We start from the raw sequence: 26,374 nt of genomic DNA on the forward strand, positions 1-26,374 counted from the left end.
CCAGCGCGACGCACACCCAGGACGCGACCCAGACCCAGGATGTCGGGCCCAGCGCCGATGGACGACGATCGCCTGGCCGCACCTGTCCCGGAAGCACCTCACCCGCCCCGATGCCCGTGCCGGAAGCCCTTCGTTGACGACTACGATCGCTGCGCCCCGCGTGATCCGCTCCGTCGTCGAAAGGATCTTCCACGATGACGCCCGCTGACGAGTACTCCGCTGACGCCGCCTACCTGGAGCGCTGCGTCGAGCTGGCCGAGGTCGCGCTCGAGGCCGGTGACGACCCGTTCGGGTCGGTGCTGGTGAGTCGTGGCGGCACAGTCCTCGCCGAGGACCGCAACCGCGAGACCACCGCCGCGGACCCGACCGCACACCCGGAGCTGGCGCTGGCCCGATGGGCCGCTCAGCACGTGCCGCCGTCCGAGCGGGCCGGTGCCACGGTCTACACCTCGGGCGAGCACTGCCCGATGTGCGCGGCGGCGCATGGATGGGTCGGCCTGGGACGCATCGTCTACGCCGTGTCGAGTACTCAACTGGCCGCTTGGCGGGCCGAGTGGGGGTTCCCGGCATCCCGCGTGCGCGTCCTGTCGATCAACGACGTCGTGCCCGGTCTCGAGGTGGTGGGGCCGGTGCCGCCGTACGACCGGCGCATGCGCGCCATCCACGAGCGCGCCGTGCGGAGCCGAGCCTAGACGAAGGTCATTCCTTGACCGCTCCGGCCAGCAGGCCCTGGACGAACTTGCGCTGCGCGGCGACGTAGGCGATCAGCACCGGCAGTGCCACGAGCACGGCGGCCGCCGCTGTCGTGCCCGGGTCGCTCTCGCGGCGGTTGCCGGCGAAGAACGACAGCGCCACCGGAGTGGTGCGGGCGTCCGGGTTGTCCGAGAGCAGCACCAGCCCGAGCAGGAACTCGTTCCACGTGTACAGGAACAGCAGCGTGGCGAGCACCCCGACCGCGGGCGCCGCGACCGGCAGCAGAATGTGCCGGAGCACCTGCAGCTTCCCGGCGCCGTCGATCATGCCGGCCTCGCGCAGCGTCGCCGGGATGCTGCCGAAGTAGCCGCGCATCCACACCGTACCGAGGGCCACCGAGAACGCGATCTGCGGCAGGATCACCGCCGGGTACGTGCCGAGCAGTCCCCACTCCTTCATCTGGTGGTAGATGGGGATGACGGTGGCCTCGTACGGCATCACCAGGCCGAGCAGGAACACCCCGACCACGACCTTCGCCAGCGGCAGGTCCAGCACTCCGAGTGCGTAGCCGGCCAGCACCGACAGCAACACAGCGACGACCACCACCGTGCCGGTGATGATCAGGCTGGACACCAGGGCGTCGGAGAAGCCGCCGCGCTCCCACGCGTTGGTGAAGTTGCCGAAGCTTGGGTTCTCCGGTAGCGCGAACCCGGACAGCCGCCGGCCCGGCTCGTTGAGGGCCAGCATCAGGATGGACAGGAACGGATAGAGCGCCACCAGCGAGGCCAGCACGAGCAGGGCGTGGCTGACGACGGCGTCGCGGCGGCGGGTCATCGGGCCTCCCTCTCCCGCAGCGCGGCCATGATGGCGCCGACCACCACGAGGATGAACAGCGTCAGCACGACGGCGACCGCGGCGGCGTCGCCGACCTCGCGGGTCAGGAACGCGCCCTGGTAGACGTACACGCTCGGGACGGTGGTCGACGTGCCCGGGCCGCCCGCCGTCGTGTTCCAGACGATGTCGAAGTTGCGCAGCGCGAAGATGGTGGTGAGTACCAGCGCGATCCGCAGCTCGGTCCGCAGCCCGGGGACGGTGACCACGAAGAACTCGCGGATCGCGCCGGCGCCGTCGATGCGCGCCGACTCGTACAGCTCGCGGGGGATCCGCTGCGCGCCGGCGAGGAACAGCATCATGCACAGCCCGAACTGCACCCACGTGCCGATCAGCCCGACGCTCACCAGTGCGGTGTCGAAGTCGCCCAGCCAGGCCCGGGTCACCCCGCCGAGACCGAGGGCGTCGAGGACGGCGTTCAGGGGCCCGCCGAGGTCGTAGACCCACCGCCACGCCACCGCGATGACCACGGACGACAGGATCTGCGGAATGAACAGCACCGAGCGGAACAGCGCCAGCCCGCGGATCCGGATCCGGGTCATCAGGCCGGCGATCACCAGGCCGACGGCGGTCGGCAGCAGGGCGTAGAAGACCAGGAACACCAGCGAGTGCCCGAGCGTCGACTGCAGGACGCCGGACTCGAACAGCTCGGTGTAGTTGCCGAACCCCACCCACGTGGCGAGCGTCAGGCCGTCCCACTCGAAGAGCGAGGTGTACGCCGTCTCGCCGATCGGCCGCAGCGCGAACGCGACGTAGACCGCCAGCGCCGGCAGCACGAACAGATAACCCCACCAGTCCCGCCGCCGACGTCGCCGGCGACCCAGGGCCGGTGCGGGCACCTCTCGGCCGGGCGCGTGGTCGCGCCCGGCCCGCGGGGTGGTGGTCGACGTCATCAGCGCTCGGCCTGGAAGGCGGCCCAGTCGTCCTGGATCGGTGTGACGAACTCCTGTGGGGTGAGCCGCCCGTCCATCAGCTCCTGGAGGGCGCCGCCCATCGAGGCCATCATCGTGCCGGTGGCCCAGTCGAACGAGTAGGTGTTGCCGCCGTCGGCGAGGATCGTGCCGGAGCCGGCCACGGCGTCGGCGAACAGCGGCTCCGAAGCGTCGATCTGCTGCGCCAGCACCGGCACCCGGCCGAGGTCGGCAAGCTTCTGCGCCCACTCGTCGCTGGTGATGAGGCCGATGAACGCGGCCGCCGCGGGCACCACCTCGGACTCGGTGCTGACGTGCCAGCCCATGCCGAGCGAGCCTGACGCGACGTGTAGGCCGGACTCGCCTGGCGGCATCGGGAAGAACCCGAAGTCGCCGCCGCCGGCCTGGATCGCCGCCATCTGCCAGGTCCCGCCGATGAGGAACACCCCCTCGCCGGCCGCGAACCGGGCGACGGCGTCGTCCTCGGCCAAGCCGTTGTAGCCCTCGCCGAAGTAGCCCTGCTGGGCCCACTCCTGGATCGTCGTCGCGGTGGCGACGTTCTCCGGCGTGTCGAAGGTGGCGCCGTCGGTGCCGCTGATCCAGTCGCGGGTGACGGCCGGGTCGACGTTCTGACCCTGGACCACACCGAAGATGTGCAGGCCGGTGCTCTTGAGCGCGTTGCCGAACATGATCGGCTGCTCGCCCGCCGCCTGGGCGGTCGCCAGCGCCGCCTCGAAGTCCGCGAAGGTATGCGGCAGCTCGAGCCCGAGCGCGTCGAGCTTGGCCTTGTTGTAGTAGACACCGACCATCGAGACGACGGGCGAGATGCCGTAGATGCTGCCGGTGCCGAACCGGGTGCCGTCATCGGACCAGCGGAACTCGCCGAGCGTCGACTCGCCGTACCGGTCGAACCACTCGTACGCCTCGGCGAGGTCGTCCAGCGGCCGGATCAGGCCGGCCTCGACCAGCGCGCCGTCGAGCGCATAGCCCTGAGCGCCCTGCGCGAGGTCTGGCGGGTCGCCGCCGCTGAGCGTGTTGGCCTCGGTGCGCACGATGTCGTCGTAGCTGCGGTACTCCACCTCGACCGTGACGTTCGGGTACAGCTCCTCGTACTCCGGGATCAGCTCGGTGAGCGTGCTCTCCTCGCCGGCGTCGGCGAGGACGCGCAAGGTCACGTCGCCGAGTTCGGCCACCTCGTCCGCGGTCACCGGTGCGGTGATCTCCTCGCCCTCGACGCGGGCCGGCCCGTCGTCCTCCGACGACGAACCCGGTGTGCCGCAGGCGGCGATGGTGAGGACGAGGGCGGCTCCGCCACCGGCGAGCCAACGCGCGGGTGCATTCACGGTCTCTCCTTCGAGCGCATCGTGTGGGCGGAACGCCCGGGCTCGGCGTCCAACGGCCGGATCGGTAAAACCTTTTTCTATGTCCTGACATCGCGACATGTCAAGGCGAGTTGGGAGGGCGCTACGTCAGCGAACGGGCGGGCGGTGCCGGGCGGTCGTGCCGCGCACGACGATGCGCGGGGCCGGCTCGGTGATGACGATGTGCTCGGGCTCGCCGTGGTCGAGCAGGGCGAGCAGCAGCTCGACCGAGCGTTCGCCCAGCGCGCGCAGCGGCAGCTCGACCACCGTCAGGCCGGGCTGCAGATACTGGGCGAAGAAGACGTCGTGGAACCCGACGACGGAGAGGTCGGCGGGGACCTCGAGGCCGCGGTCGCGGGCGGCGGCGACGGCGCCGACCGCGGCCAGCACGCTGGCCACCATGACGGCCGTCGGCCGGTCGGCGCGGTCGAGGACGGTGCCCATCGCCTGCCGGCCGGCCTCCGCGGTGTGCCCGCCGCGGCGGACCCAGGCGGTGTTGACCGGCAGCCCGGCCGCATGCATGGCCGTCTCCCAGCCGCGGGTGCGGGCGAAGCCGCGCTCGGTGTCGCCGTCGAGCTCGAGCAGCCCGATGTCGCGATGACCGAGGCCGATGAGGTGCTCGGTGGCCATCCGGGCGGCCGCCTCGTTGTCGAGGGTGACGCTGGCCAGCGCGTCGGCGGAGTCGTTGACGATGACGGTCGGCACGATGCCGGCGGCCTCCGCGGCCACCTGCCGGTCCGCATCGACACCGGCCGGCAGCAACAGCAACCCGTCGACGATCCCGCTGTTGACCACGCGGCTGAAGGTGGCGGCGTCGCGGGCGAGCTCCGGCACGTCGGCCAGCATGAGCACGTAGCCGTGCCTCGACGCGGCCTGCTGGGCGCCGGCGGTGACGGCGGCGTAGACCGGGTTGCTGACGTCGTGCACTGCCAGCGCCAGGGTGCCCAGCCGCGCCCGCCGCAGGGCGCGGGCGGCGCGGTTGGGCGTGTAGTTGGCGGCCCGGGCGGCGGCGTGGATGCGCTCGCGGGTCTCGGGCCGGACCCGGACGGCGGGGTCGCCGTTGAGCACCCGTGACACCGTGCCGACGGTGACGCCGGCCGCGGCCGCGACATCGACGATCCCTGCCATGGCCCACCTCGTCCGGTTGACATCCTCTGCGGTTCTCCCGCACGATATCGGAGCGTATCAGGCAAACGTTTTACTGAGGAGTCGCATGAGAGGCTTGTCCGGCCGGCGCGCGGTCGTCACGGGGGCGGGCGGCGGCATCGGCCGGGCCGTCGCGGTCCGGCTGGCGGAGGAGGGCGTGGCGACCGCGCTGCTGGACCGCGACGAGGCCGCGCTGTGGCGAACCGCCAGTGAGGTCGAGGACGCCGGCGGCGTGGCCCACCTCGTCCCGCTCGACCTCTCCGACCCCGCGGCCGTCGAGGCCGGTCTCGCCACCGCCGCCGACCGTCTCGGCGGGCTGGACCTCCTGGTCAACAACGCGGCCGTCGCGGTCGCGGGCAGCGTCGAGTCGCTGGGGCTGGACGACTGGCGGACGGCGTTCGACGTCAATCTGCGCGCCGCCTGGTTGACCATGAAGCACGCACTGCCGTGGCTGCGCGCGTCCGACGCGGCCGCCGTCGTGAACGTCTCCAGCCTGCAGGGGATCCGCGGCTTCTCCGGCTGGGCGGCCTACGCCTCCACCAAGGCCGGCCTGATCGGCCTGACCACGCAGGCGGCCGTCGAGTACGCCCGCGACGGCGTCCGCGTGAACGCCGTCGCGCCGGGCACCATCGCGACCCCGATGAACGAGAAGATCCTCGCCGAGTCGGCCGACCCGGATGCCGTCCGGGCCACGTGGAACTCGCTGCACGCGCTCGGGCGCATCGGCCGGCCGGCCGAGGTGGCCGCCGCCGTCGCCTTCCTCGCCTCGGCCGACGCGTCGTTCGTCACCGGCCACGTGCTCGCCGTCGACGGCGGCGCGGCGGTGCTCGGCTCCTCCGGTGTGAGCTCGTGACCACGCTGCGGGTGCTGTGCTGGGACGACCCGCGCTGCCTGGCACCGATGCGGGCGGCGGCGACGGCGTTCGCCGCGGCGCGGCCGGGGGTGCGGGTCGAGGTGGCCGGCCGGCCGCTCGCCGCGTTCAACGACCAGCCCATCGAGGAGGCCGCCGCCGGCCACGACGTCGTCGTCTTCGACTACCCGATGGCGCCGCGCGCGGCCGAGTCCGGCGCGCTGCTGCCGGTGCGCCCGGCCGGCGCGGGCGCCGTGGGTGCCGCGCACGGGTCGTTCGACTGGGACGGCCGGTCGTGGGGGATCCCGGTCGACGCAGCCTGCCAGGTGGCGGTCTCGCGAGCGGACCTGCTGCCCGCGACCGACGTGCCGCGCACCTGGGCCGACGTGCTCGCGTTCGCCCGCGCCCACCCGGGCCGGGTGGCCGTCCCGCTGTTCCACAGCGACGTGCTGTGCGCCCTGCTCAGCATCACAGCCGCCGTCGGCGCGCCGATCGGGCCGGGCGGGTTCGTGGCCGACGACAGCGCCGTCGAGGTGCTGTGCGAGCTGGCCGCGCTGCTCGACGACCAGCTGCTGGACCGCAACCCGCCGGCCGTCCTCGCCGAGCTGGCCACGAGCGACCGCTGGCTCTACAGCCCGCTGCTGTTCGGCTACGCGCGCTGGTCCGCGGGACCCGGCGCGGCGGACGGCGAGCCGGCGCCGTCGCCGACGGGTGCGCGGCTGGCCTGGCACGACGCACCCACCGGGCCCGACGGCGTCATCGGCTCGCTGCTGGGCGGCGCCGGCCTGGGCGTCAGTGCCGCGAGCACGGCGCCGGACCTCGCCGCGGAGTTCGCCGCCTGGTACGGCGGCGCGGACGTGCAGCGGCGGATCGTCGGCCCCTCCGGTGGCCAGCCCGCGGCGGCCGCGGCGTGGGACGACCAGGACCTCGACCGCGCCTTCGGCGGCTTCTACTCCGCCACCCGCCGATCGATGCTGGCCGCCGTCCGCCGGCCGGCACACCCGCGGTGGCCGGCGTTCCAGTACGAGGCCGGCCTGCTGCTGCGCGACGGGCTCGCCGGCCGGGCCCGGCCCGCCGGCCTGGCCGCCGAGCTGCGTGCCATGCAGCGCCGCCACGGCATCCCGACCGCTTCGACCGCTGACGACAAGGTGGTACCCGCGTGAACGACACTCCCGGTGCTCTCGACGGCATCCGCGTCCTCGACTTCAGCCAGATGATGCTCGGCCCGTTCGCCACCCAGCTGCTCGCCGATCTCGGCGCCGACGTGGTCAAGGTGGAGCGGCCGGTGGTGGGGGAGTGGGAGCGCGGCCTCGAGATGGGCGGCCGGCTGCTGAACGGCGTGTCGTCGGCGTTCCTGGCGATGAACCGGAACAAGCGCTCCGTCGCCGTCGACCTGAAGTCGCCGGCGGGCCGCGACGCGATCCTCGAGCTGGCGGCCGGGTTCGACGTCGTGGTCGAGAACTTCCGGCCTGGCGTCATGGACCGGCTGGGCCTGGGCTATGAGGCCTTCGCGGCGGCCCGGCCGGACGTCATCTACTGCTCGGGGTCCGGCTGGGGGCAGGACACGGCCTACGCGCGTGAGAACCGGCCCGGGCAGGACCTGCTGGTCCAGGCGATGAGCGGGCTGGCCGCCAACGCGGGGCGGGCGGGGGAGGCGCCGGTCGTCGCGGGCACCTCCGTCAGCGACGCCGTCGGTGCCCTGACCCTCGGCAACGGCATCCTCGCCGCGCTGGTGGCCCGCGAACGGACCGGCCGCGGCCAGCGGGTCGAGGTCGACCTCTTCCACAGCACGATGGCGATCATGTGCCAGGAGATCGCGGCCACGGTCAACCAGAAGCAGGACTACGAGCGATCGGAGGCCGGCATCGCCCAGCCCTGGCTGTCCGCGCCGTACGGCATCTACGCCGTCGCCGACGGCGCGGTGGCCATCGCGATGGGCGACCTCGACCGGCTCGGCGCGGTGGTGGGTGGCGACTTCACCGGTCTCGACGGCTGGCTGCACCGGGATGAGATCAAGTCCGCGCTCGACGGCCTGGTGGCCGGGCGGTCCGCCGACGAACTGGTGGCCGCGCTGACGGGCGCCGGGCTGTGGGCGGCCCGGGTGCGGACCATGCGCGAGGCCGTCGACGAGCTGCGCGCCGACGGCTCGCCGCTGCTGGTCACGGTCGACCTGCCGGAGAGCGGCGAGGTGGAGCTGGTCGGCTGCCCGATCACTCTCAGCGGCACGCCGTGGACACAGCGTCGTCGTCCCCCGCTGGTCGGCGAGCACACGGACGAGGTGCTCGCCGAGGCACTGCCGCCGTCGGAGATCGCGGCACTGCGAGCGGCCGGGGCGATCCAGTGACCGCCGCCGAGCACCGCATCGACGAGCACCTCGTCGTCCGGCGGGACGGCGCCGTCGTCACCGTGACCGTGGATCGCGAGGACGCCCTCGGCGCGTTGTCGCGCTCGATGCTGGAGGCCCTCGACGGTTACCTGCCCGAGCTGGCCGCCGACGACGGTGTCCGCGCCGTCGTGCTGACCGGCACCGGCCGGGGATTCGTCGCCGGCGCCGACATCGGCGAGTACCACGGCGTCGACCAGCGGCGGTTCGACGACTACCAGCGGCTGGGCAGGCGGGTGCTGGACGCCGTCGAGGCGCTGCCGCAGTACACCGTCGCCGCCGTGAACGGGTACGCCCTAGGCGGCGGTTTCGAGCTGGCCCTGTGCTGCGACGCGATCCTCGCCACCGAGCGGGCGAGGTTCGGCCTGCCCGAGGTGAAGCTGGGCCTGCTGCCCGGCGGGGGCGGCAGCCAGCGGCTGGCCCGGGCGCTCGGCGTGCGGTTCACGCTCCGGCTGATCGCCACCGGCGCGATGGTCCCCGCCGCCGAGTTGTACCGGCGCGGGCTGCTCGAGGAGGTGTACACCGACGCCGCCGCGCTGCGGGCGGGAGCGTCGGAACTCGCCGGCACCGTGGCCGCCGGTGCGCCGCTGGCGGTGCGGGCGGCCAAGCGGCTGGTCCGAGAGGGCCCGGCGCTGCCGCTGCCGGACGCGCTGGGGTTCGAGCAGTCCGTGCTGTCGTCGCTGTTCGCCACCGAGGACGGCCGCGAGGGCGTGGCCGCGTTCGTCGATAAGCGCGACCCGGTCTTCCGCGGCCGCTGACATCGATACCGGAGCGCACTTCGATAGCGCGGGTTCCACCACGTCGCCCGATCGTGCCGATCGGCAGCACTCTCGCTATCGAAGTCGACAGCCGCAAATCGAAGTGCGACGACGTATCCGAGCGGCTCACGCGACCCCGGACACGGGAGGAGCCGTTGACCGCGCCTCGAGGCAGGCGGCCAACGGCTCCCGTCAGGGGTGTGCCCTGCGATCAGATGTCGAAGTAGAGCTCGAACTCGTGCGGGTGGGGGCGCAGGCGGATCGGGTCGATCTCGTTGGTGCGCTTCCAGTCGATCCAGGTCTCTACCAGGTCGTCGGTGAAGACGCCACCCTCGAGCAGGTAGTCGTGGTCGGACTCGAGGGCGTCGAGGGCCTCGCCGAGGGACGACGGGACCGTCGCGATGTTGGCGTGCTCCTCCGGCGGCAGCTCGTAGAGGTCCTTGTCGACCGGCTCCGGCGGCTCGATCTTGTTGCGGATGCCGTCAACGCCGGCCATGAGCATGGCGGAGAAGGCCAGGTAGGGGTTGCTGGACGGGTCCGGGACGCGGAACTCGATGCGCTTGGCCTTCGGCGACGTGCCGGTGACGGGGATGCGGACCGCCGCCGACCGGTTGCGCTGCGAGTAGACCAGGTTGACCGGCGCCTCGAAGCCCGGCACCAGGCGGTGGTAGGAGTTCACCGTCGGGTTGGTCCAGGCCAGCAGAGAGTTGGCGTGCTTGATGAGGCCGCCGATGTACCAGCGGGCGGTGTCGGACAGGCCGCCGTAGCCGAGCTCGTCGTAGAACAGCGGGTCGCCGTTCTTCCAGAGCGACTGGTGGCAGTGCATGCCCGAGCCGTTGTCGCCGAACAGCGGCTTCGGCATGAAGGTGGCCGTCTTGCCGGCCTCCCAGGCGACGTTCTTGATGATGTACTTGAACAGCATCAGGCGGTCGCCGGCGTGCTTGAGGGAGTCGAACTTGTAGTTGATCTCGGCCTGGCCGGCGGTGCCGACCTCGTGGTGGGCCCGCTCGACCGGGATGCCGACCTCGGTCAGCGCCTTCACCATGGTGTCGCGCAGGTCGGCGTAGTGGTCGACCGGCGGGACGGGGAAGTAGCCGCCCTTGTACCGCGTCTTGTAGCCGCGGTTGCCACCCTCCTCGACGCGGCCGGTGTTCCAGGCGCCCTCGATGGAGTCGATGTGGTAGTAGCCGGCGTTCTGCTTGGTCTCGAAACGGACGTCGTCGAAGACGTAGAACTCCGCCTCGGGCCCGAAGTACACGGTGTCGGCGATGCCGGAGCTGGCGAGGTACGCCTCGGCCTTGGCCGCGATGTTGCGCGGGTCGCGGCTGTACGGCTCACCCGTGAAGGGGTCGACGATGGAGAAGTTCAGCGCGAGGGTCTTGGCCTGGCGGAACGGGTCGACGAACGCCGTGGCGGGGTCGGCGATGAGCTTCATGTCAGACTCGTGGATGGCCTGGAAGCCGCGGATCGAGGAGCCGTCGAACATCAGGCCCTCGGCGATCGCGTCGGCGTCGAAGGCCGAAGCCGGGACGTTGAAGTGCTGCATCACGCCTGGCAGGTCGCAGAAGCGGACATCGATGAATTCGACGCCCTCGTCCTTGACGAACTTCAGCAGCTCGTCCGGGTTGGTGAACATCCGCATCTCCTTCGCGCCTGGGCGGCGCAGTCTCCGCATCCGTCGACGGTCGGCGTTGACCGTATTACCCTCGTGGCCCGGACGCTAGATTCCTGGGATTTCCCGGTGGTGTCCCAAGTGTTTCACCAGTGTTACGTGCGGTGTGCGGCGGTGTGCCGATCCGGTCGCCCCCGGTCGCCGGCAAGGGCCTAGGCTCGCAGCGTGAGCTCCGACCGGCCGACCGCCTCCGACCTCCAGTTGCCCGACCACGGTCCCGGCTCGCCCGCGGGGTGGGGACGGCGCTTCGCGGCGCTGCTGCTGGACTGGGTCGCCGGCAACCTCGTCGCATTCATCGTCACCGGCGGGAACTCCGGCGTGTGGGATGCGCAGAGCGGGGTGTTCTGGCTCCCGCTGATCTGCTGGTACCTGCTGGTGGTGGTGTCGACGACGGTGTCAGGCGGCAGCCTCGGCCAGCTGATGCTCGGGCTGCGGGTCGCCCACCTGGGCGGACGGCGCATCGGCCCAGTGATCGCCGCGGTGCGGACGCTGATGATCGCGCTGGTCATCCCGCCGCTGGTGTTCACCCGCGAGGGTCGTGGCCTGCACGACCTCGCGTCCAACACGGTGGTCGTCAACGCCCGCTGAGCCGGCGGGCTCAGCTCAACGACCCGGCAGCTGGGTACCGCGCGGGATGCGGGCGCCCTTGGGCAGCGGGCCCTTCGGGATGCCGATGGGCGTGCTGCCCAGCGCGCGCAGCCGCGCCCGCAGCTCGGTCACCTCGCCGGGCCGGATGTTCTTCGGCAGCTTGTTGAGGTGCCGGGTCAGCCGGGGCAGCGGCACCTGGCCCTCCTCGCGGCCGACGATGACCTCGATGATGGGCGACTCAGGCGAGACGCGGGCGTGCCGCTTGCGCTCGTTCGCGAGCAGCTGCGCGACGCGACCGGCGACGGCGCCCTCACCGATGAGCACGATGCCGGGGCGGCCGACGGCGCGGTGGACGACGTCCTGGTAGCGATTGGCGCCCACCATGGGGGTGGTATCCCAGCCGCGGCGCAGCGTGCCGAGAGCGGCCGCCGCGGCGCCGGGCTGCCCCTCGATCTGCGAGTACGCGGCTCGCTCGGCCCGCCGCCCGAACACGATGGCGGCGGCCAGCAGGGCGATCGGCAGGCCGACGACGATCCACAGCCACAGCGGCCCGACGAAGATGCCGACGACGACCGCGAGCGCGATGACGCCGAGCAGGATGCCCAGGATGATCCAGCCGACCCAGCGATCGGACCGCCGGGCCATCTTGTAGGTCTGCCGGATCTGCGCGATGCGCCCGGTCTTCTCGGGCGTTTCCTGGTCGTCGTTGCGTGCCATGGGGAGAAGAGTACTTCTTCGCCGGCCGTGGTCCGGAACCTGATCCGCCCGGTTCGTCACCGGGCGGCGCGGGCCTCCATGGCCTGCCGGTAGAGGCGTCCGGCGCGGTACGACGAGCGCACCAGCGGCCCGGACATGACGCCGGCGAAGCCGATCTCCTCGGCCTCGGCCTGCAGCTCGATGAACTCCTCGGGCTTGACCCACCGCTCGATCGGGTGGTGCCGCACGGACGGGCGCAGGTACTGCGTGATGGTGATGAGGTCGCAGCCGGCGCCGTGCAGGTCGACGAGGGCCTGGGAAATCTCCTCGCGGGTCTCACCCATGCCGAGGATCAGGTTGGACTTGGTGATCATGCCGGCGGCGCGGGCGATCGAGATGACGTCGAGCGAGCGCTCGTACCGGAACGCGGGCCGGATGCGCTTGAAGATGCGCGGCACGGTCTCGACGTTGTGCGCGAACACCTGCGGCCGCGCGTCGAACACCTGCTGCAGGAGGTCGGCCTTGCCGGTGAAGTCGGGCGTGAGGATCTCGACGCCGGTGTTGGGGTTGATGCGGCGGATCTCGCGGACCGTCTCGGCGTACAGCCAGGCGCCCTCGTCGGGGAGGTCGTCGCGGGTGACGCCGGTGACGGTCGCGTAGCGCAACCCCATGGCCTGGACGGACTCGGCGACCCGGCGCGGCTCGTCGCGGTCGAGCTCGTCGGGCTTGCCGGTGTCGATGAGGCAGAAGTCGCACCGGCGGGTGCAGTGGTCGCCGCCGATGAGGAACGTCGCCTCGCGGTCTTCCCAGCACTCGAAGATGTTGGGACAGCCGGCCTCCTGGCAGACCGTGTGCAGGCCCTCGCGTTTCACCAGCGACTGCAGCTCGCGGTACTCCGGGCCCATGGTCGCCTTCGTCTTGATCCAGGAAGGCTTCTTCTCGATCGGCGTCGCGGCGTTGCGCACCTCGAGGCGCAACAGCCGACGTCCCTCCGGCGCGACAGTCACCCCTCCACCCTACGTCTGCGGCTGCAGCGCGAGGAGGTCGTCGAGGTGACGTTCGACATATGGCAGCACCTCGGCGACGGTGACCCGGCGGCCCAACTCGTGGGACAGCGTCGTGGTGTCGGCGTCGCGGATGCCGCACGCGACGATGCGGTCGTACCAGCCGAGGTCGTTGTCGCAGTTGAGCGCGAACCCGTGCATGGTGACGCCCTTCGCGACCCGCAGCCCGACGGCGCCGATCTTGCGGTCGGGCCGGCCGCCGCCCGGCTGGATCCACACGCCGCTGCGGCCGTCGCTCTCGACCCGGACGGCGTCGACGCCGAGATCGCGGCAGACGTCGAGCATCAGCTGCTCGACCCGGCGCACGTAGCCGACGACGTCGTACGGCTCGGGCAGCTTGAGGATCGGATAGCCGACGATCTGCCCCGGGCCGTGCCAGGTGATCTTGCCGCCGCGGTCGACGTCGATGACCGGAGCGCCGGCGTCCAGCAGTGGCCGTTCCTCGGGCGTCGTGCGTTTGCCCGCGGTGTAGACCGCCTCGTGCTCCAGCAGCACTATGGTGTCCTCGATCTCGCCCGCGACCCGCGCGGCGTGCAGCCGCCGCTGCTCGTCCCAGGCCTCTTGATACGGCACGAACGCGTCGTGCCGGATGATCCGTAGCTCGCCCACGAACGTCGAGCCTACGCCCGCGAGGAAGTCTCGCGGCAACACCGCGGTTGGTGTCTCACGTGGTGACCTTCCGCGGAGTACCTCTCTCTCTGTCCTCGACCTCGCGCCCGTCGTGACCGGGTCGACCCCGTCGGCGGCGCTGCGCAGACGCTGGAGCTGGCCCGGCACGCCGACGACCTGGGCTATCAGCGAGTTGGAGTCGCTGCTGGACCGCGCCGCGGCCGACGAGCTGATGGTCGTGACGACGGTGACCCCGCACGCCGACCGGCCGCGCTCGTACGAGCTGCTCGCGGGCCTGCTGCCGTGACCTACGGAGCCGGCTGCGGGTCCAGCACGGTCTCTTTGGCCTCCCCGCCGGCCGCCTCGACGAGGTAGCCGCGAGCGCCGTCCTTCTCGGCGTAGACGCCGGCCAGCTCCGTCCCGCGGTACAACAGGCCGGCGCCGTCGTCGGTGGCGTACGACGCCGGCAGCTCGCCGTCGGCGACCATGTGGTGCAGGAGCGGGCGGCGCTGCTCCTCGGAGTCGTAGTGGACGCCGTTGCCGTACGGCAGCAGCGCCAGCCCGTCGGTGACGGCGCGCAGCATCGGCCCGAACGAGTCGGTCGGCCCGCCGGCGTGCCAGCAGATCGACCCCGCCGACACGCCGGCCAGCACGACGCCGGCCTCCCACGCCTCGCGCATGACGTCGTCGACGCCGTGCAGCCGCCACATCGCCAGCAGCCCGGCGACCGAGCCGCCGCCTACCCACAGCACGTCCTGCGCCAGCACGTGCGCCCGGATGTCCTCGACGTTCGGCATCGGGAACAGGCTCAGGTGCGACACATCGACCGACCAGCCCGCGAACGCCGCGTACGTGAGCTGGACGTAGTTCACGCTGTCGCCGGAGGCCGTCGGCAGGAAGCACAGCTTCGGCCGGTCGGCGCCGGTGAGCCGCAGCGCGAGCTGCGCCAGCCCGGCCGGGCGGAGGGTGCCGCGGGCGTCGTAGCTGAACCCGCCGCTGGTGGCGAGGACGGTCGGGGTGCGGGTCATCGAGCCTCCTGGTCGGGGACGAGCCGGCGGCGGGCGCGCCGCCGACGGTACCCGACGACCCCGGCCGCCAGCGCCAGCGCCGTGAGCACCACCGCCGCGGCCGCCAGCGGCGACGCCGACGCCACCGTCACGGCGCCCCAGATCACCCCCAGCCCGCCGACGGTCCAGATGACCGCCCACAGCGCGGACCCGACGAGCATCGCCGCCAGATAGCGGCCGAACGGCATGCGAGTGGCGCCGGCGACGGCGTTGACCGCCGTCTGCACGCCGATGGTCAGGAACGACAGCGTGACGGCGGCCGGGCCGTAGCGTGCGACCACGTGCTCGGCCCGGGCCAGCCGGTCGCGGCCGAGGCGGTCGCCCCAGCGGGACCGCGCGATCCCCGTCCCCGCGGCCCGGCCCAGCCAGTAGGTGGCCTGGGCACGTGCCACGACGATGCAGAACATGACGGCGACACCCAGCCAGAGCGGCAGGCCGAACGGGCTCTCCGGGGCGGCGAGCGGCGTGACCCCGTCCATGTCCGGCATCGTAGTCACTGGCCGGCGCGTGGCCGCGCGGGCCGCGTGTTAGCCGCCATTGAAAATGCCGATGATGGCGTCACTGATCACGAGGATCTGGCGGTCACGGGCGAGGTCGTGTGATCGGCGCGGCGACGTCGCCGTCGTACGGCGTCGGCCGCCCCCGCGACGCTGGGCCGGCCCCCGGGCAGGGCACCGATCACAACCGGGCGTGTTGACACCAGCGCCAACCGTTGGCGCTCATGTCAACACCTCCGCGGCCATCACCGGCGCCGGCAGGGATGCGAGCCGCCCCGGCGGGCAGCGCCTGGAATGACCTGCCCCCCATGGCCGGCTCACACCCTCCCTCACCGAGTTGATCATGGAGAAGGTCGGGTTTCCCGCGACTCCAAAGGCGACCTTCTCCATGATCAAGCGTGCCGGTCGTCGTCGTCAACGTCAACGACGACCCATCGTCATCGACAACGGCGGCCGGCAGCCGGGGAACGGGGTTCCGAGCAAGCTGTGACACGGCCGATGAGGCATCCGGGGCCGAGGTTTGCAACGATGGGCGGATGCAGGGTCTCGAGACTCCCGCGGGTTACACGATCACCCGGCGGCTCGGCTCCGACGCGTCGGCCATGTACCTCGCGCGAGAGGACGCGACCGGTGCGTCCGTCACCCTGCGGTTCGTCGGCCAGGTGGGCCCCCAGGTGCGCGACCGGCTGCGCATGGCCGCACAGCCCCTGCGCGCCATCGACCACCCGCACGTCATCCCGTTCCTCGACATCGTCGACGCGCCCGGCGGCATCGTCGTCGTCCTGGGGGCGGCCGAGGGCGGCAGCCTGGCCGGCATCATCGGCGCCCGCGGCGTGCTGCCGCCCGGCGAGGTCGTCACGGCCTGCGCGCCGGTCGCCGAAGGGCTGACCGAGATTCACCGCCGCGGCATCGTCCACGGCGACCTCACGCTCGACGACATCGTCTTCAGCCTCGACGGCCGGCCCATGGTCGCCGGAGTCGGGCTGGTGCAGGCCGGCGTCCCGCTGCGGGTCGGTCAGCGCTCCCGTCCGGTTCCGCCCGAGGTCCAGGCCGGTTCGCCGCCTGGACCCCCGGCCGACGTGTACGGGCTCGTCACGGCCGCGGTCGTCGCGCTGACGGGTTACCTGCCGTCGGCGCGGCTGTCGCTGCCCGCCGTCCCGCCGGCCACCCAGGCGCTGCTGGCCAGCGCGCTCGACCCGGTGCCCAACCGGCGGCCGCCGGTCAGCAGCATCGGCAACGTCTTCTTCGCCGTGGCCGACCCCGCGCCCGTCGAACTGGTCCTCGAGGAGAATCACGCGACGACGGGCACCATGCGGCCGGTCCTCGACGCCCCCGTCATGGGCGCCGCCGACGACGTGGCCGCCTTCATGCGCCGCTCGACGTCCACCGGGCGCCGGGCCCGCCGTCGCGCCGAGTCCGGCGACCTGCGCCAAACTCCCGAGGTCGGCACGCCGGGTGCCATCGGCGGCCTGGCGGGCACGGGCGCCGGGGGAGCCGGCGCCGCTGGTGCCCCCGCCGCGCCCGGTGGAGCCGGGGTCAGCCCGACCGGCCCGATCCGCACTCCACGGCGCGGCCGGCGTGGCCGCAGCGAGGAGCCGCCGGCAGGTGCTCCCGGTGGGGGCGCGCGTGGCGGGATCGACGACGGAGTGAACGTGCCCGTCCCCGGCGGCGTCATGCCCGACGAGCGCCGTCCGGACCGCCGTCCCGACCGCCGTGCGGCCGAGTCCGCGGCCGCCGCGCCGGCGGCGAAGGAGTCCCGGCGCGGGCGCGGCGCCCCGCCTCCCGTCCCCGACGAGGACACCGGCGGCCCGAAACGCAAGGACCGGCTCTGGATCGTCAGCACGCTGGTGGCGCTGCTGGTGGTGGCCGGCGTGGCGATCGTGGGCTGGCGCATCTTCGGCGAGGACACCCCGACCGACGGCCCCGGCAGCGGCTCCAGCCCGGGCGACTCCGCCGCCTCGGCCGATCTCTGCGGCGGCCCGCAGCCCGCGCCCACAGCTCCGCCGCCCACCGTCACCGACTGGACCCAGGAGGTGCAGCGGCTGTACTCGCTGCGGGCGCAGGCGTTCGAGGAGAGCAATCCCGAGCTGCTCTGCCAGGTCCACGCCCCGACCAACGGCACCCTCGCCGATGACGCCGAACTGCTCGAGGAGTACGCCGACGCCGACGTCCACACGGAGGGCCTGGTCTTCGAGGTGGTCAACGCCGAGCTCGTGTCCCAGGAGGGCGGCCGCGCGACGGTCAACATCACCCAGCGGACCCCGCCCTACACGCTCGTCAACGAGGATGGCGACGTGGAGCAGGAGATGGACGGCTTCGAGGAGATGACCTGGGAGGCCGACCTCGTCGCGGTCGCCAACCCGGACGGTACGACCTCCTGGCGGTTCGGCTAGTTCGCCTGGTCCTTGATCGTTGGTGGTTCCTCGGGCCCCCCGGGGCGGCCATCACCAGGATTTCTGGAGCGTCGACACGATTACAGGCGTAGTGCGACACGAGTTTTCATGGTGAACGTGATCAACTCCCGCTAGAGAGCGGCCCGAATGATGGCGCGCGCATCCGGGTGATCGAACTCGAACCCCGCCTCGGTGAGCCGCGTGGGGACGACCCGCAGGCTGCCGAGCAGCTCCGACGACGCCTGGCCGATGGCGATCTCCAGGATGAATCCGGGCACGGGAAGCAGCCGCGGCCGGTGCAGCTCGGCCGCGAGTACGCGGCTGAACTCGCCGTTCGTCACCGGCTCCGGCGCCGTCACGTTGTACGGCCCGACGCAGCCGTGCTGCTCGATGAGGAACCGCAGGGCCCGGACGGTGTCGTGCAGGGAGACCGGGCTCCAGAACTGCTCGCCGTTGCCGAAATGGCCACCCAGCCCGAGCCGGAACAGCGGCAGCAGTGGCTTCAGCGCCCCGCCGCCCGGCCCGACCACGAGGCCGAACCGCGCATGGCAGACGGCGATGTCGGCGGCCCGGGCAGGGGCGGCGGCGTGTTCCCAGTCCTGGCACAGGCGCGCGAGAAAACCGTCGCCGGGGCCGGACTCCTCGTCGAGCAGTTCGCGACCGCGGTCGGGGCCGTAAATGCCCATGGCCGAGGCGCACACGAACACCCGCGGCCGTATGGCCAGCCCGGTCAGCGCCGACGCGAGCACCGTCGTCGAGCGGATGCGGCTGTGGTGCAGCTGCTTCTTGACGCGACGGGTCCAGCGGCGCGAACCGACGTTGACGCCGCCCAGGTGCACGACGGCCTCGACACCGGCGAGGTGGGCGAGTGGGACCGCGCCCTGCTCGGGGTCCCACTGCGCCTCGTTCGCTGCCGCCGGAGCGTGCCGGACCAGCCGCACGACGTCGTGGCCGGCGGACTCCAGCCCGGCGACCAGCGCCGTGCCGATGAACCCGCTGGATCCCGCGACGGCGACCCGCACGTCTCCTACAGGCCCAGGTCGGCCTCGAACGCGCCGCCCTCGAGCCGCTTCTTCACCGTCGTCAGGAACCGCGCGGCGTCGGCGCCGTCGACCAGCCGGTGGTCGTAGCTGAGCGCGAAGTACACCATGTGCCGGACGGCGATCGTCTCGCCCAGGTTGGGGTCGTCGATGACCATCGGCCGCTTGACGACGGCGCCGGTGCCGAGGATCGCGACCTGCGGCTGGAAGAAGATCGGCGTGTCGAACAGCGCGCCGCGGCTGCCGGTGTTGGTCAGCGTGAACGTGCCGCCGGTGATCTCGTCGGGCGTCAGCTTGCCGGTGCGCGCCTTCTCGGCCACCTCGGCGATCTTGCGGGCCAGCCCGGCGATGTTGAGGTCGCCGGCGTCCTTGACGACGGGCACCAGCAGGCCGGCCTCGGTGTCGACGGCGATGACGAGGTTCTCGCGGTCGTGGTAGGTGACCTCGCCCTTCTCGACGTCGATCGAGGCGTTGATCTTCGGGTGCTGCTTGAGCGCCTCGACCGCGGCCTTCGCGAAGAACGGCAGGAACGACAGCTTGACGCCCTCGCGCTGGGCGAAGTCGGCCTTCACGCGGTCGCGCAGCCGGGCCAGCGTCGTGATGTCGATCTCGATGACGGTGGTGAGCTGCGCGGTCTCTTGCAGCGACTCGTGGACGCGCTTGGCGATGACCTTGCGCATGCGGGTCAGCTTCTCGGTGGTGCCCCGCAGCGGCGACGGCTCGACCGTCTCGGGCGCGGCGGCCGGCTGAGCCACCGGGGTTGGGGCGGACGGGGCCGGCTGCGCGGCGGCGGCCTTGGCGGCTTCGGCCGCGGCGAGCACGTCCTGCTTGCGAACCCGGCCGCCGATGCCGGTGCCCTCGACGGTACTGAGGTCGACGCCGTGCTCGGCGGCGAGCTTGCGGACCAGCGGGGTGACGTACGGCGTCCCGTTCCCGGACGGCGCCGCGGCGGGCGCCGGCGGTGCCTGAGTGGCGGTCGCCTGCGGGCCGGCGGTCTGCGGTGCCTGCGGGACGGGGCCAGGGGCCGGCGTCGCGGCCGGTGTGGGAGCGGCGGCCGGAGGGGCCTCCTGCGCCGGGACCTCCCGCGCCGGGACCTCCCGCGCCGGGGCCTCCTGCGCCGGGGCCTCCTGCGCCGGTGCCTGCTGGGCCGCCGGCGTGGCGCCCTCGGCGCCGACCAGCGCGAGTACCGCGCCGACCTCCACGGTCTCGTCCTCGGCGACCTTGATCTCGAGCAGCGTGCCGGCGACCGGCGACGGGATCTCGGTGTCGACCTTGTCGGTGGAGATCTCCAGCAGCGGCTCGTCGACGGCGACCGTGTCGCCCGGCTGCTTGAGCCAGCGGGTGACCGTGCCCTCGGTGACACTCTCGCCCAGCGCCGGCAGCGTGACCGGCGTGCTCTCGCCGCCCGCGCCGTTGCCCGACGCCGCCGGCGCTTCTTCGGCAGCCGGGGCGGCCTGCTCGGCCGGCGCCTCGGCAGCCGGGGCGGCCTCCTCGGCAGGCGCCTCCTCAGCAGGCGCCTCCTCGGCAGGCGCCTCCTCAGCAGGCGCCTCCTCAGCAGCCGGCGCGGCCTCCTCGGCGGCCGCCTGGCCGCCGCTGGCGCCGTCACCCGTGGACTCGCCCTCCTGGCCGATGACCGCGAGCTCGGCGCCGACCTCGACGGTCTCGTCCTCGGCGACCTTGATCTCGAGCAGCGTGCCGGCGACCGGCGACGGGATCTCGGTGTCGACCTTGTCGGTGGAGATCTCCAGCAGCGGCTCGTCGACGGCAACCGTGTCACCCGGCTGCTTGAGCCAGCGGGTCACTGTGCCCTCGGTGACGCTCTCGCCGAGTGCGGGCAAGGTGACGGAGGTTGCCATCGTCTGTCCTCTCGAGTGCTACAAACGGTCGTCGCTACAAGGCCGAGGCAAGCTTATGCCCCGGCAGGTCAGCCGTGGACGTGCAACGGCTTGCCGGCCAGCGCGAGGTGCGCCTCGCCCAGCGCCTCGCTCTGGGTGGGGTGCGGGTGGATGAGCTGGGCGACCTCGTGGGGCAGCGCCTCCCAGTTGTAGATGAGCTGCGCCTCGGCGATGAGCTCGCCGACCCGGGCGCCCACGAGGTGCAGCCCGATGACCGGGCCGTCCTTCTCGCGCACCAGCTTGGCGAAGCCCTGTGTCTTGAGGATCTGGCTCTTGCCGTTGCCCGCGAGGTTGTACTCGATCGTCTCGACCTTGTCGTCGCCCAGCCGCTCCTTGGCCTGCGCCTCGGTGAGGCCGACGGAGGCGACCTCGGGGTCGCAGTACGTGACCTTGGGGATGCCGAGGTCGTCGACGGGGACCGGGTTCAGCCCGGCGATGTCCTCGGCGACGAAGATGCCGTGCGCGAAGCCGCGGTGGGCCAGTTGCAGGCCCGGGACGATGTCGCCGACGGCGTAGACGCCGGGCACCCCGGTGCGCAGCCGCTCGTCGGTGACGACGAAGCCGCGGTCGAGCGTGATGCCGTTCTCCTCGTAGCCCAGGCCCTCGGTGACCGGGCCGCGTCCGACGGCGACCAGCAGCACCTCGGCGTCGATGGTCTCGCCGTTCTCCAGCGACACGGTGACGCCGCCGTCGCGCTTCTCGACGCCGGCGAACCGCACGCCGGTCTTGGAGCCGATGCCGCGCTTGCGGAACGTGCGCTCGACCACCTTCGACGACGCCTCGTCCTCGAGCGGGACCAGCCGGGGCAGCGCCTCGACGATGGTGACCTCGGCGCCGAACGAGCGCCACACGCTGGCGAACTCGACGCCGATGACGCCGCCGCCCAGCACCACAGCCGACGCCGGCACGCGGTCCAGCGTCAACGCCTCGTAGCTGCTGACGACCTGGGTGCCGTCGATCTCCAGCCCGGGCAGCGTGCGCGAGCGCGACCCCGTCGCCAGGATGACGTTGCGGCCGTCGTAGCGGGTGCCGCCGACCTCGACGGCGTTGGGCGCGACCAGCCTGCCCTCGCCCTCGATGAGCGTGACCTTGTTCGCCTTGACCAGGCCCTGCAGCCCCTTGTACAGCCGCGCGACGACGCCGTCCTTGTAGGCGTTGACGCCGGCCATGTCGATGCCCTCGAAGGAGGTCTTGACGCCGAACTGCTCGCTCTCGCGGGAGTTGTCGGCGACCTCGGCGGCGTGCAGCAGCGCCTTGGTGGGGATGCAGCCGTAGTGCAGGCAGGTGCCGCCGACCTTGTCCTTCTCGATCAGCGCGACGCTCATGCCCAGTTCGCTGGCGCGGAACGCCGCGGCGTAGCCGCCGCTCCCGCCGCCCAGGATGATGACGTCGAAACCGGCAGTGTCGGCCACGGTGGTGCTCCTCGATGTCGTCGTTGTCCTCGCTACCGCGTCAACAGCATCCTTCCATTCGCTGTTCCGACACCATTCACCGGACCGGGACGTTGCACGGTGAGCAGGTAGTGTCGCGATACGGTCCTGGTTCTCACCAGGCGGACGAACACGGAGGTCGACGATGGGCTTGTTCCGGCGACGGCGGAAGAGCGCCGACGGCAGCTTGGATCGCGCTGCCGATTCCGCCGACGTCAAGCACCTCGAGGAGTTCGCGCGCAGCCGCCGCGGCGTCGAGGCGTTCGTCGAGCCGCCCACGACCATGACGGCCACCACCGTCGTCTTCGTCGCCCACGACGGCGAGTGGACCCGCCGCCGCGTGCGTGACGCCGGCGCGGCGCACGCGCTGGCCCGCAAGCTCGGCATTCCGGCCTACGACGCGCAGGTGGTCGGCTACCCGCAGCGCATGCGCGACTGGAACCGCAAGAACGGCGGCCGCGGCGCCTGACTGCTGCGCCGCGACCGCCGTCCGAAGCGGCCGGCCCTCAGATGACGCCGTCGGCGACGTCCTCGACCAGCCGCACCAGCGTGCGGACGGCCGCGCCGGTGCCGCCCTTCGGGGTGTAGCCGAACGCCTTGTCGCTGAACGCCGGTCCGGCGATGTCGAGGTGCGCCCAGTCGATGCCGTCGGCGACGAACTCCTGGAGGAACAGCCCGGCCTGCAGCGCGCCGCCCCAGCGGTCGCCGATGTTGGCGATGTCGGCGATCTGGGAGTCGAGCTTCTCGCGCAGCTCCGCGGGTAGCGGCAGCGGCCACATCGCCTCGCCGGCCCGGCCCGCGGTGTCGTGGACCTTCGCGCCCAGCTTCTCGTCGTTGGCCATGATGCCGGACACCCGCTTGCCCAGCGCGACGACGGCGGCGCCGGTCAGCGTCGCGACGTCGATGATGAGGTCGGGCTCGTCCTCGCCGGCCCGCACGATGCCGTCGGCCAGCACCAGGCGGCCCTCGGCGTCGGTGTTGAGCACCTCGACGGTCCTGCCGCCGTAGATCGTGATGACGTCGGACGGGCGCTGGGCGCTGCCCGACGGCATGTTCTCGGCCATCGCGGCGTAGGCGGTGACGGCGACCTTGGTGCCCAGCTGGGCGATGGCGTGCACGGCGGCGATGACGGCGGCGGCGCCGCTCATGTCGCTCTTCATCTCCACCATGCTGTCGGCCGGCTTGAGCGACAGGCCGCCGGAGTCGAACGTGATGCCCTTGCCGACGAACGCGACGTGCTTCTTCGCCCGCGACGGCCGGTAGGCGACGCGGACGAGCCGCGGCGGGTTGGCCGAGCCCTGGCCGACGCCGATGAGACCGCCGTAGCCGCCCTTGGCCAGTGCCTTCTCGTCGAGCACCTCGACGTCGAGCTTGGCGCTCTTGGCCAGCTTGGTGGCGGCGTCGGCGAACGTGGCCGGGGTGAGGTCGCGCGGCGGGACGTTGACCCAGTCGCGGGCGCGGTTGACGGCGGCGGAGACGGTCTCGGCGCGGGCGACGGCCTCCTTGACGCCCTTGGCCTTGATGCCGGGGCCGATCAGCGTGACGGACCGGACGGGCGTGGTCGAGTCGCCGCTCTTGTACTGGTCGAACGCGTAGGCGCCGAGGGTGATGCCCTCGACGACGGCGGCGGCGTCGGCCTCGTCGAGGACGGGCAGCGCGACGGCGGCGGACTGCTGACCGGCCAGGGCGCGGGCGGCGGCGCCGGCGGCGCGCCGCAGCGACTCGTGCCGTGCGGGCGTGCCGGCCTCGGCGAGCGGACCGGTCCCGACGGCGACCAGCAGGCCGGCCTTCGCGGCACCCATGGCGGGCAGCTTCGTGACCTCGTCGGCCTTCCCTGTGGCGCCGAGCTGACCCAGCAGCCGCGCCAGCGAGCCCTTCAGGGCCTTGTCGAGGGATTCGCTGCCCGGCAGCAGGACGACGTCGTCGTCACCCGGGGCCACACCCACGACGACGGCGTCGACCTTGAGACCCGTCGGGGCGGCGGAGGACAGGGCAATGCTGGTCACGGTTCTCCTGACGTCGCTCATTCAGTCGATTCCGCCCGATGCTACCGCCGGGTCACCGTCGCTCCACCGGGCGGCCGTCGCGCGGCGCGAACACCGTCAGCGCCTCGGCGTCGGAGTAGACGGTGCGGGCGTACGCGTCCGCCCAGGCCGCCACCCCGGGGTAGGAGCTGGCCGTGACGACGGCGTCGGCGAGCTCGTCCGGGTCGACGGCGGTGTGTCGCAGCGTGACGACGCCGTCGCGCAGCAGCGCCCAGTGCGGGCCGGGCCGTCCGTAGGGCATGCCGACGCTGCCCGGGTTCACCACCAGCCGGCGGTCGACCAGCCGCTGGAACGGCATGTGGGTGTGGCCGCAGACGACGGTGCGCACGTCGTCGGGCACCGTCGACAGCACGTCGGCCCAGCGGTCCAGCGAGCTGTCGACCAGCACGACCTCGTCGTCGTCGCGCGGCGTGCCATGGCAGCACAGCACCGGCCCGAACCCGTCGACGCCGAGCGTCACGGGGTGGGGGAGGCCGTCCAGCAGCTCGACCTGGTCCTGCCGCAGCTGCCGGCCCGCCCAGTCCGACATGTCGATGCCCGACGTCCCGCCCCGCGCGACGGCGACCAGCTCGCGGTCGGCGTTGCCCCGCACCCACACGACCCGCTCGCCCTCGCCGACGAGCCGGTCCAGAGTCTCCACGGGCAGCGGGCCCGCGGCGATGTCGCCGGTCAGCACGATCCGCTCGGCCGCCCGGACGTCGGGCTCGGCCAGCACCGCCTCCAGCGCCGGCAGCGCTCCGTGGATGTCGGACAACACGGCGACGGACGCGACCATGCGTCCGATGCTCTCACCCCCGCGTTGATCTTGGAGTAACCGTGGAATTCATCGGACATTCCGGACCGGATCTCGACAGTTTCTCCAAGATCAACGGACGGGACGCGGGGACGCGGCCGGTCTCGGCGAGGATGGGGCGATGGCCATCGTCGATCCGCGGCCGTTCGTGGGCGCCGCCGTCGCGTGGATGGTGTTGCCGGACGGCGGGGACGCGGCGGCACGGCACCTGGCCGAGCTCGTCACCCGGGAACGGGCTGAGTTCGCCGCCGAGCTGGGCGCGCCGGTGGAGGTCCGCAGGTCCGGGGCCGCGGGTGCCGGGCCGACCATGTTTCTCGACGTGCCGGGCGCTCCGCATCCCGAGCTGGCCGCCTGGCGTCGGCGGACCGGCAGCGTGGCCATGGCTGGTCCCGCGGTCGAGCTCGCCGGCGACGTCGTCGTGGTGACGGCGGGCGACGATGCGGGCGTCGCGCTGAGCCTGCTGCGCACGGCGGTCCGCACCGGCGCGGCAGGCGTGCTGACGCCGCGGCCCGCCCGGACCGCCGCCGAGGCCGCCGACCGGCTGGCCGCCGAGGTGGCCTGGACGTACCCGGCGTTCGCGCTGCGCGGCCTGGACTGGCCGGCGCTGGTGGCGCGGCACCGCGAGGCCGCCGTACACGGCGGACTGGACGCGCTGCAGCGCTGGATCGCCGAGCTGCGCGACCCGCACACGTCGGTCCGGGCGGCGGGGCCGCGGCGGGTGCTGCCGTACACGGCGCGGGGCGGCGGCGGCAGCGTCCGGCTCGCGCACGTGCCGCGGTGGAGCGCGGGCTGGGCGGCCGGCGCCCGGCCCGGCGACCTCCTGGTCGCCGTGGGCGGTGAGCCGGTCGACGCGGCGCGGCTGCGGGCGACCACCGGCGCCGAGGCCCGGACGCTGGAGTCCTTCGCCGGCCGGCGGGCGCTCACGCTGACCGGCGGCGCCGCCGCCGGCGTCGTCGTCCGGTCCGCCGGCGGCCGGGAGCGGAGCTGGCTCGACGACACCGAGCCCCGGCCGGTGAGCTGGTCGCGGCTGCCGTCCGGCACCGGCTACCTGCGGATCCGCGCCTGGTCCGACCCAGAGGCGTTGGACGCCGCCCTCACCGAGCTGGGCCGGTGTGAACGGCTGGTCGTCGACGTCCGCGGCAACTCCGGCGGCGACCTGGTGACGGCGCTGCGGTTCCGGGACCGGTTCCTGGACCGCGCGACCGCCCTGGGCACCGTCCGGTTCAGCACCGGCGACGGCGGCCTCGCCGGCCCGGCGCCCATCACCGGCACCCCGGCGGAGGCCGGCCGCTGGACCCGTCCGACCCGGTTCCTGGTCGACCGGCTGTGCTACTCCGCCACCGAGGACGCGCTGCTCGGGCTGCGCACGATGCGCCACGTCCAGCTGGTCGGCGAGCCCAGCGGCGGCGGCAGCGGCCGGCCGCGGACGGTCGGCCTGCTGGACGGCGTCGTCCTCAGCGTCAGCACCGCGCTGACCTACGAGCCCGGCGGCCGGTGCGTCGAGGGTGCCGGGCTCGCTGTCGACCGCGAGCTGCCGCCGCACCTGCTCGCGACCGGTGCTGCCGTCACCGCCGCCGACACCGGCTGGTGAC

The 26,374-nt window shown here is 72.9% G+C and carries 25 protein-coding genes; 10 read left to right on the forward strand and 15 right to left on the reverse strand.

The annotated features are described in order from the left end of the window. Positions 1-194: 194 nt before the first annotated feature. Entirely contained in the window at positions 195-692 is a 498-nt protein-coding gene (locus E1262_RS20135; RefSeq protein WP_132104925.1) for a nucleoside deaminase, read from the forward strand. 7 nt (positions 693-699) lie between these two features. Here the strand turns inward: E1262_RS20135 and E1262_RS20140 are convergent, their stop codons facing one another. From E1262_RS20140 to E1262_RS20155, 4 genes are all read right to left on the reverse strand, one after another. Beyond that, a complete protein-coding gene (locus tag E1262_RS20140) occupies positions 700-1,527 on the reverse strand; it encodes a carbohydrate ABC transporter permease (protein ID WP_132104926.1) in 828 nt (275 codons plus the stop codon). Continuing rightward, positions 1,524-2,477, reverse strand: coding sequence for a carbohydrate ABC transporter permease (locus tag E1262_RS20145; protein WP_132104927.1), 954 nt, complete (start codon positions 2,475-2,477; stop codon positions 1,524-1,526). The genes E1262_RS20140 and E1262_RS20145 overlap by 4 nt, the downstream gene beginning before the upstream one ends. Continuing rightward, positions 2,477-3,838 carry an ABC transporter substrate-binding protein gene (locus E1262_RS20150; RefSeq protein ID WP_162606006.1) on the reverse strand — a complete coding sequence of 454 codons (1,362 nt, stop codon included), beginning with the start codon at positions 3,836-3,838 and terminating at the stop codon, positions 2,477-2,479. The genes E1262_RS20145 and E1262_RS20150 overlap by 1 nt, the downstream gene beginning before the upstream one ends. A 126-nt stretch (positions 3,839-3,964) precedes the next feature. After that, complete coding sequence (locus E1262_RS20155) at positions 3,965-4,984, reverse strand: LacI family DNA-binding transcriptional regulator (protein ID WP_132104929.1); 1,020 nt, start codon at positions 4,982-4,984, stop codon at positions 3,965-3,967. Positions 4,985-5,069: 85 nt separating this feature from the next. Between E1262_RS20155 and E1262_RS20160 the strand changes: the two genes are divergently transcribed. Genes E1262_RS20160 through E1262_RS20175 form a run of 4 tightly spaced genes read left to right on the forward strand, consistent with a single transcriptional unit; the run spans position 5,070 to position 8,993 of the window. After that, complete coding sequence (locus E1262_RS20160) at positions 5,070-5,855, forward strand: SDR family NAD(P)-dependent oxidoreductase (RefSeq protein ID WP_132104930.1); 786 nt, start codon at positions 5,070-5,072, stop codon at positions 5,853-5,855. Further along, on the forward strand, positions 5,852-7,015 hold the full coding sequence (locus E1262_RS20165; RefSeq protein WP_132104931.1) for an extracellular solute-binding protein: 1,164 nt from the start codon (positions 5,852-5,854) through the stop codon (positions 7,013-7,015). Before E1262_RS20160 ends, E1262_RS20165 begins: the two co-directional genes overlap by 4 nt. Next, the gene (locus E1262_RS20170; RefSeq protein ID WP_203454086.1) at positions 7,012-8,196 is read left to right on the forward strand and encodes a CaiB/BaiF CoA transferase family protein; all 1,185 of its coding nucleotides are present in this window, start codon (positions 7,012-7,014) and stop codon (positions 8,194-8,196) included. The genes E1262_RS20165 and E1262_RS20170 overlap by 4 nt, the downstream gene beginning before the upstream one ends. Next, the gene (locus tag E1262_RS20175; protein ID WP_203454087.1) at positions 8,193-8,993 is read left to right on the forward strand and encodes an enoyl-CoA hydratase/isomerase family protein; all 801 of its coding nucleotides are present in this window, start codon (positions 8,193-8,195) and stop codon (positions 8,991-8,993) included. The genes E1262_RS20170 and E1262_RS20175 overlap by 4 nt, the downstream gene beginning before the upstream one ends. 211 nt (positions 8,994-9,204) lie before the next feature. On the opposite strand, the gene glnA is transcribed toward E1262_RS20175, so the two are convergent. Further along, positions 9,205-10,629: a type I glutamate--ammonia ligase gene (gene glnA, locus E1262_RS20180; protein ID WP_132104932.1), complete on the reverse strand. Its 1,425-nt coding sequence runs from the start codon at positions 10,627-10,629 to the stop codon at positions 9,205-9,207. Positions 10,630-10,830: 201 nt separating this feature from the next. Between glnA and E1262_RS20185 the strand changes: the two genes are divergently transcribed. Then, on the forward strand, positions 10,831-11,253 hold the full coding sequence (locus tag E1262_RS20185; protein ID WP_132104933.1) for an RDD family protein: 423 nt from the start codon (positions 10,831-10,833) through the stop codon (positions 11,251-11,253). Positions 11,254-11,268: 15 nt separating this feature from the next. Here the strand turns inward: E1262_RS20185 and E1262_RS20190 are convergent, their stop codons facing one another. From E1262_RS20190 to lipB, 3 genes are read right to left on the reverse strand one after another with little or no spacing between them, the layout of a single operon-like run. After that, positions 11,269-11,970, reverse strand: a complete 702-nt coding sequence (locus tag E1262_RS20190; protein WP_132104934.1) for a DUF4191 domain-containing protein — start codon at positions 11,968-11,970, stop codon at positions 11,269-11,271. Between the two features lie 56 nt (positions 11,971-12,026). Beyond that, positions 12,027-12,956 (reverse strand): lipoyl synthase, encoded by a 930-nt coding sequence (lipA, locus tag E1262_RS20195; protein WP_132104935.1) that lies wholly within the window; start codon positions 12,954-12,956, stop codon positions 12,027-12,029. A 9-nt stretch (positions 12,957-12,965) separates the two neighbouring features. Then, a complete protein-coding gene (lipB, locus tag E1262_RS20200) occupies positions 12,966-13,622 on the reverse strand; it encodes a lipoyl(octanoyl) transferase LipB (protein WP_132104936.1) in 657 nt (218 codons plus the stop codon). Between the two features lie 112 nt (positions 13,623-13,734). On the opposite strand from lipB, the gene E1262_RS20205 reads away from it, so the two are divergent. Continuing rightward, complete coding sequence (locus E1262_RS20205) at positions 13,735-13,929, forward strand: hypothetical protein (protein ID WP_132104937.1); 195 nt, start codon at positions 13,735-13,737, stop codon at positions 13,927-13,929. Between the two features lies 1 nt (position 13,930). Here E1262_RS20205 and E1262_RS20210 read toward each other — a convergent pair whose 3' ends face one another. Together E1262_RS20210 and E1262_RS20215 are read right to left on the reverse strand one after the other, a co-directional pair. Next, positions 13,931-14,650 (reverse strand): Type 1 glutamine amidotransferase-like domain-containing protein, encoded by a 720-nt coding sequence (locus E1262_RS20210; protein ID WP_132104938.1) that lies wholly within the window; start codon positions 14,648-14,650, stop codon positions 13,931-13,933. Then, positions 14,647-15,168, reverse strand: coding sequence for a DedA family protein (locus E1262_RS20215; protein ID WP_132104939.1), 522 nt, complete (start codon positions 15,166-15,168; stop codon positions 14,647-14,649). The genes E1262_RS20210 and E1262_RS20215 overlap by 4 nt, the downstream gene beginning before the upstream one ends. 554 nt (positions 15,169-15,722) lie before the next feature. On the opposite strand from E1262_RS20215, the gene E1262_RS20220 reads away from it, so the two are divergent. After that, the gene (locus E1262_RS20220) at positions 15,723-17,579 is read left to right on the forward strand and encodes a serine/threonine protein kinase (RefSeq protein ID WP_132104940.1); all 1,857 of its coding nucleotides are present in this window, start codon (positions 15,723-15,725) and stop codon (positions 17,577-17,579) included. Between the two features lie 131 nt (positions 17,580-17,710). Here E1262_RS20220 and E1262_RS20225 read toward each other — a convergent pair whose 3' ends face one another. The 3 genes from E1262_RS20225 to lpdA form a co-directional block, all read right to left on the reverse strand. Further along, positions 17,711-18,601 carry a TIGR01777 family oxidoreductase gene (locus E1262_RS20225; protein ID WP_132104941.1) on the reverse strand — a complete coding sequence of 297 codons (891 nt, stop codon included), beginning with the start codon at positions 18,599-18,601 and terminating at the stop codon, positions 17,711-17,713. Positions 18,602-18,606: 5 nt separating this feature from the next. Next, complete coding sequence (gene sucB / locus E1262_RS20230; RefSeq protein ID WP_132104942.1) at positions 18,607-20,475, reverse strand: 2-oxoglutarate dehydrogenase, E2 component, dihydrolipoamide succinyltransferase; 1,869 nt, start codon at positions 20,473-20,475, stop codon at positions 18,607-18,609. Between the two features lie 68 nt (positions 20,476-20,543). Then, a complete protein-coding gene (gene lpdA, locus E1262_RS20235; protein WP_132104943.1) occupies positions 20,544-21,926 on the reverse strand; it encodes a dihydrolipoyl dehydrogenase in 1,383 nt (460 codons plus the stop codon). A 163-nt stretch (positions 21,927-22,089) separates the two neighbouring features. Between lpdA and E1262_RS20240 the strand changes: the two genes are divergently transcribed. Beyond that, entirely contained in the window at positions 22,090-22,413 is a 324-nt protein-coding gene (locus E1262_RS20240; RefSeq protein ID WP_119659348.1) for a hypothetical protein, read from the forward strand. 37 nt (positions 22,414-22,450) lie between these two features. Here the strand turns inward: E1262_RS20240 and E1262_RS20245 are convergent, their stop codons facing one another. Both E1262_RS20245 and E1262_RS20250 read right to left on the reverse strand, forming a co-directional pair. Continuing rightward, positions 22,451-23,950, reverse strand: a complete 1,500-nt coding sequence (locus tag E1262_RS20245; RefSeq protein ID WP_132104944.1) for a leucyl aminopeptidase — start codon at positions 23,948-23,950, stop codon at positions 22,451-22,453. A 52-nt stretch (positions 23,951-24,002) separates the two neighbouring features. Beyond that, positions 24,003-24,764, reverse strand: coding sequence for a metallophosphoesterase family protein (locus E1262_RS20250; RefSeq protein WP_132104945.1), 762 nt, complete (start codon positions 24,762-24,764; stop codon positions 24,003-24,005). Positions 24,765-24,903: 139 nt separating this feature from the next. Here E1262_RS20250 and E1262_RS20255 point away from each other — a divergent pair, with 139 nt between their 5' ends. Next, positions 24,904-26,373, forward strand: coding sequence for a S41 family peptidase (locus E1262_RS20255; RefSeq protein ID WP_132104946.1), 1,470 nt, complete (start codon positions 24,904-24,906; stop codon positions 26,371-26,373). Position 26,374: the final 1 nt, after the last annotated feature.

This window comes from Jiangella aurantiaca (genome assembly GCF_004349105.1).
GTDB lineage: Bacteria > Actinomycetota > Actinomycetes > Jiangellales > Jiangellaceae > Jiangella > Jiangella aurantiaca.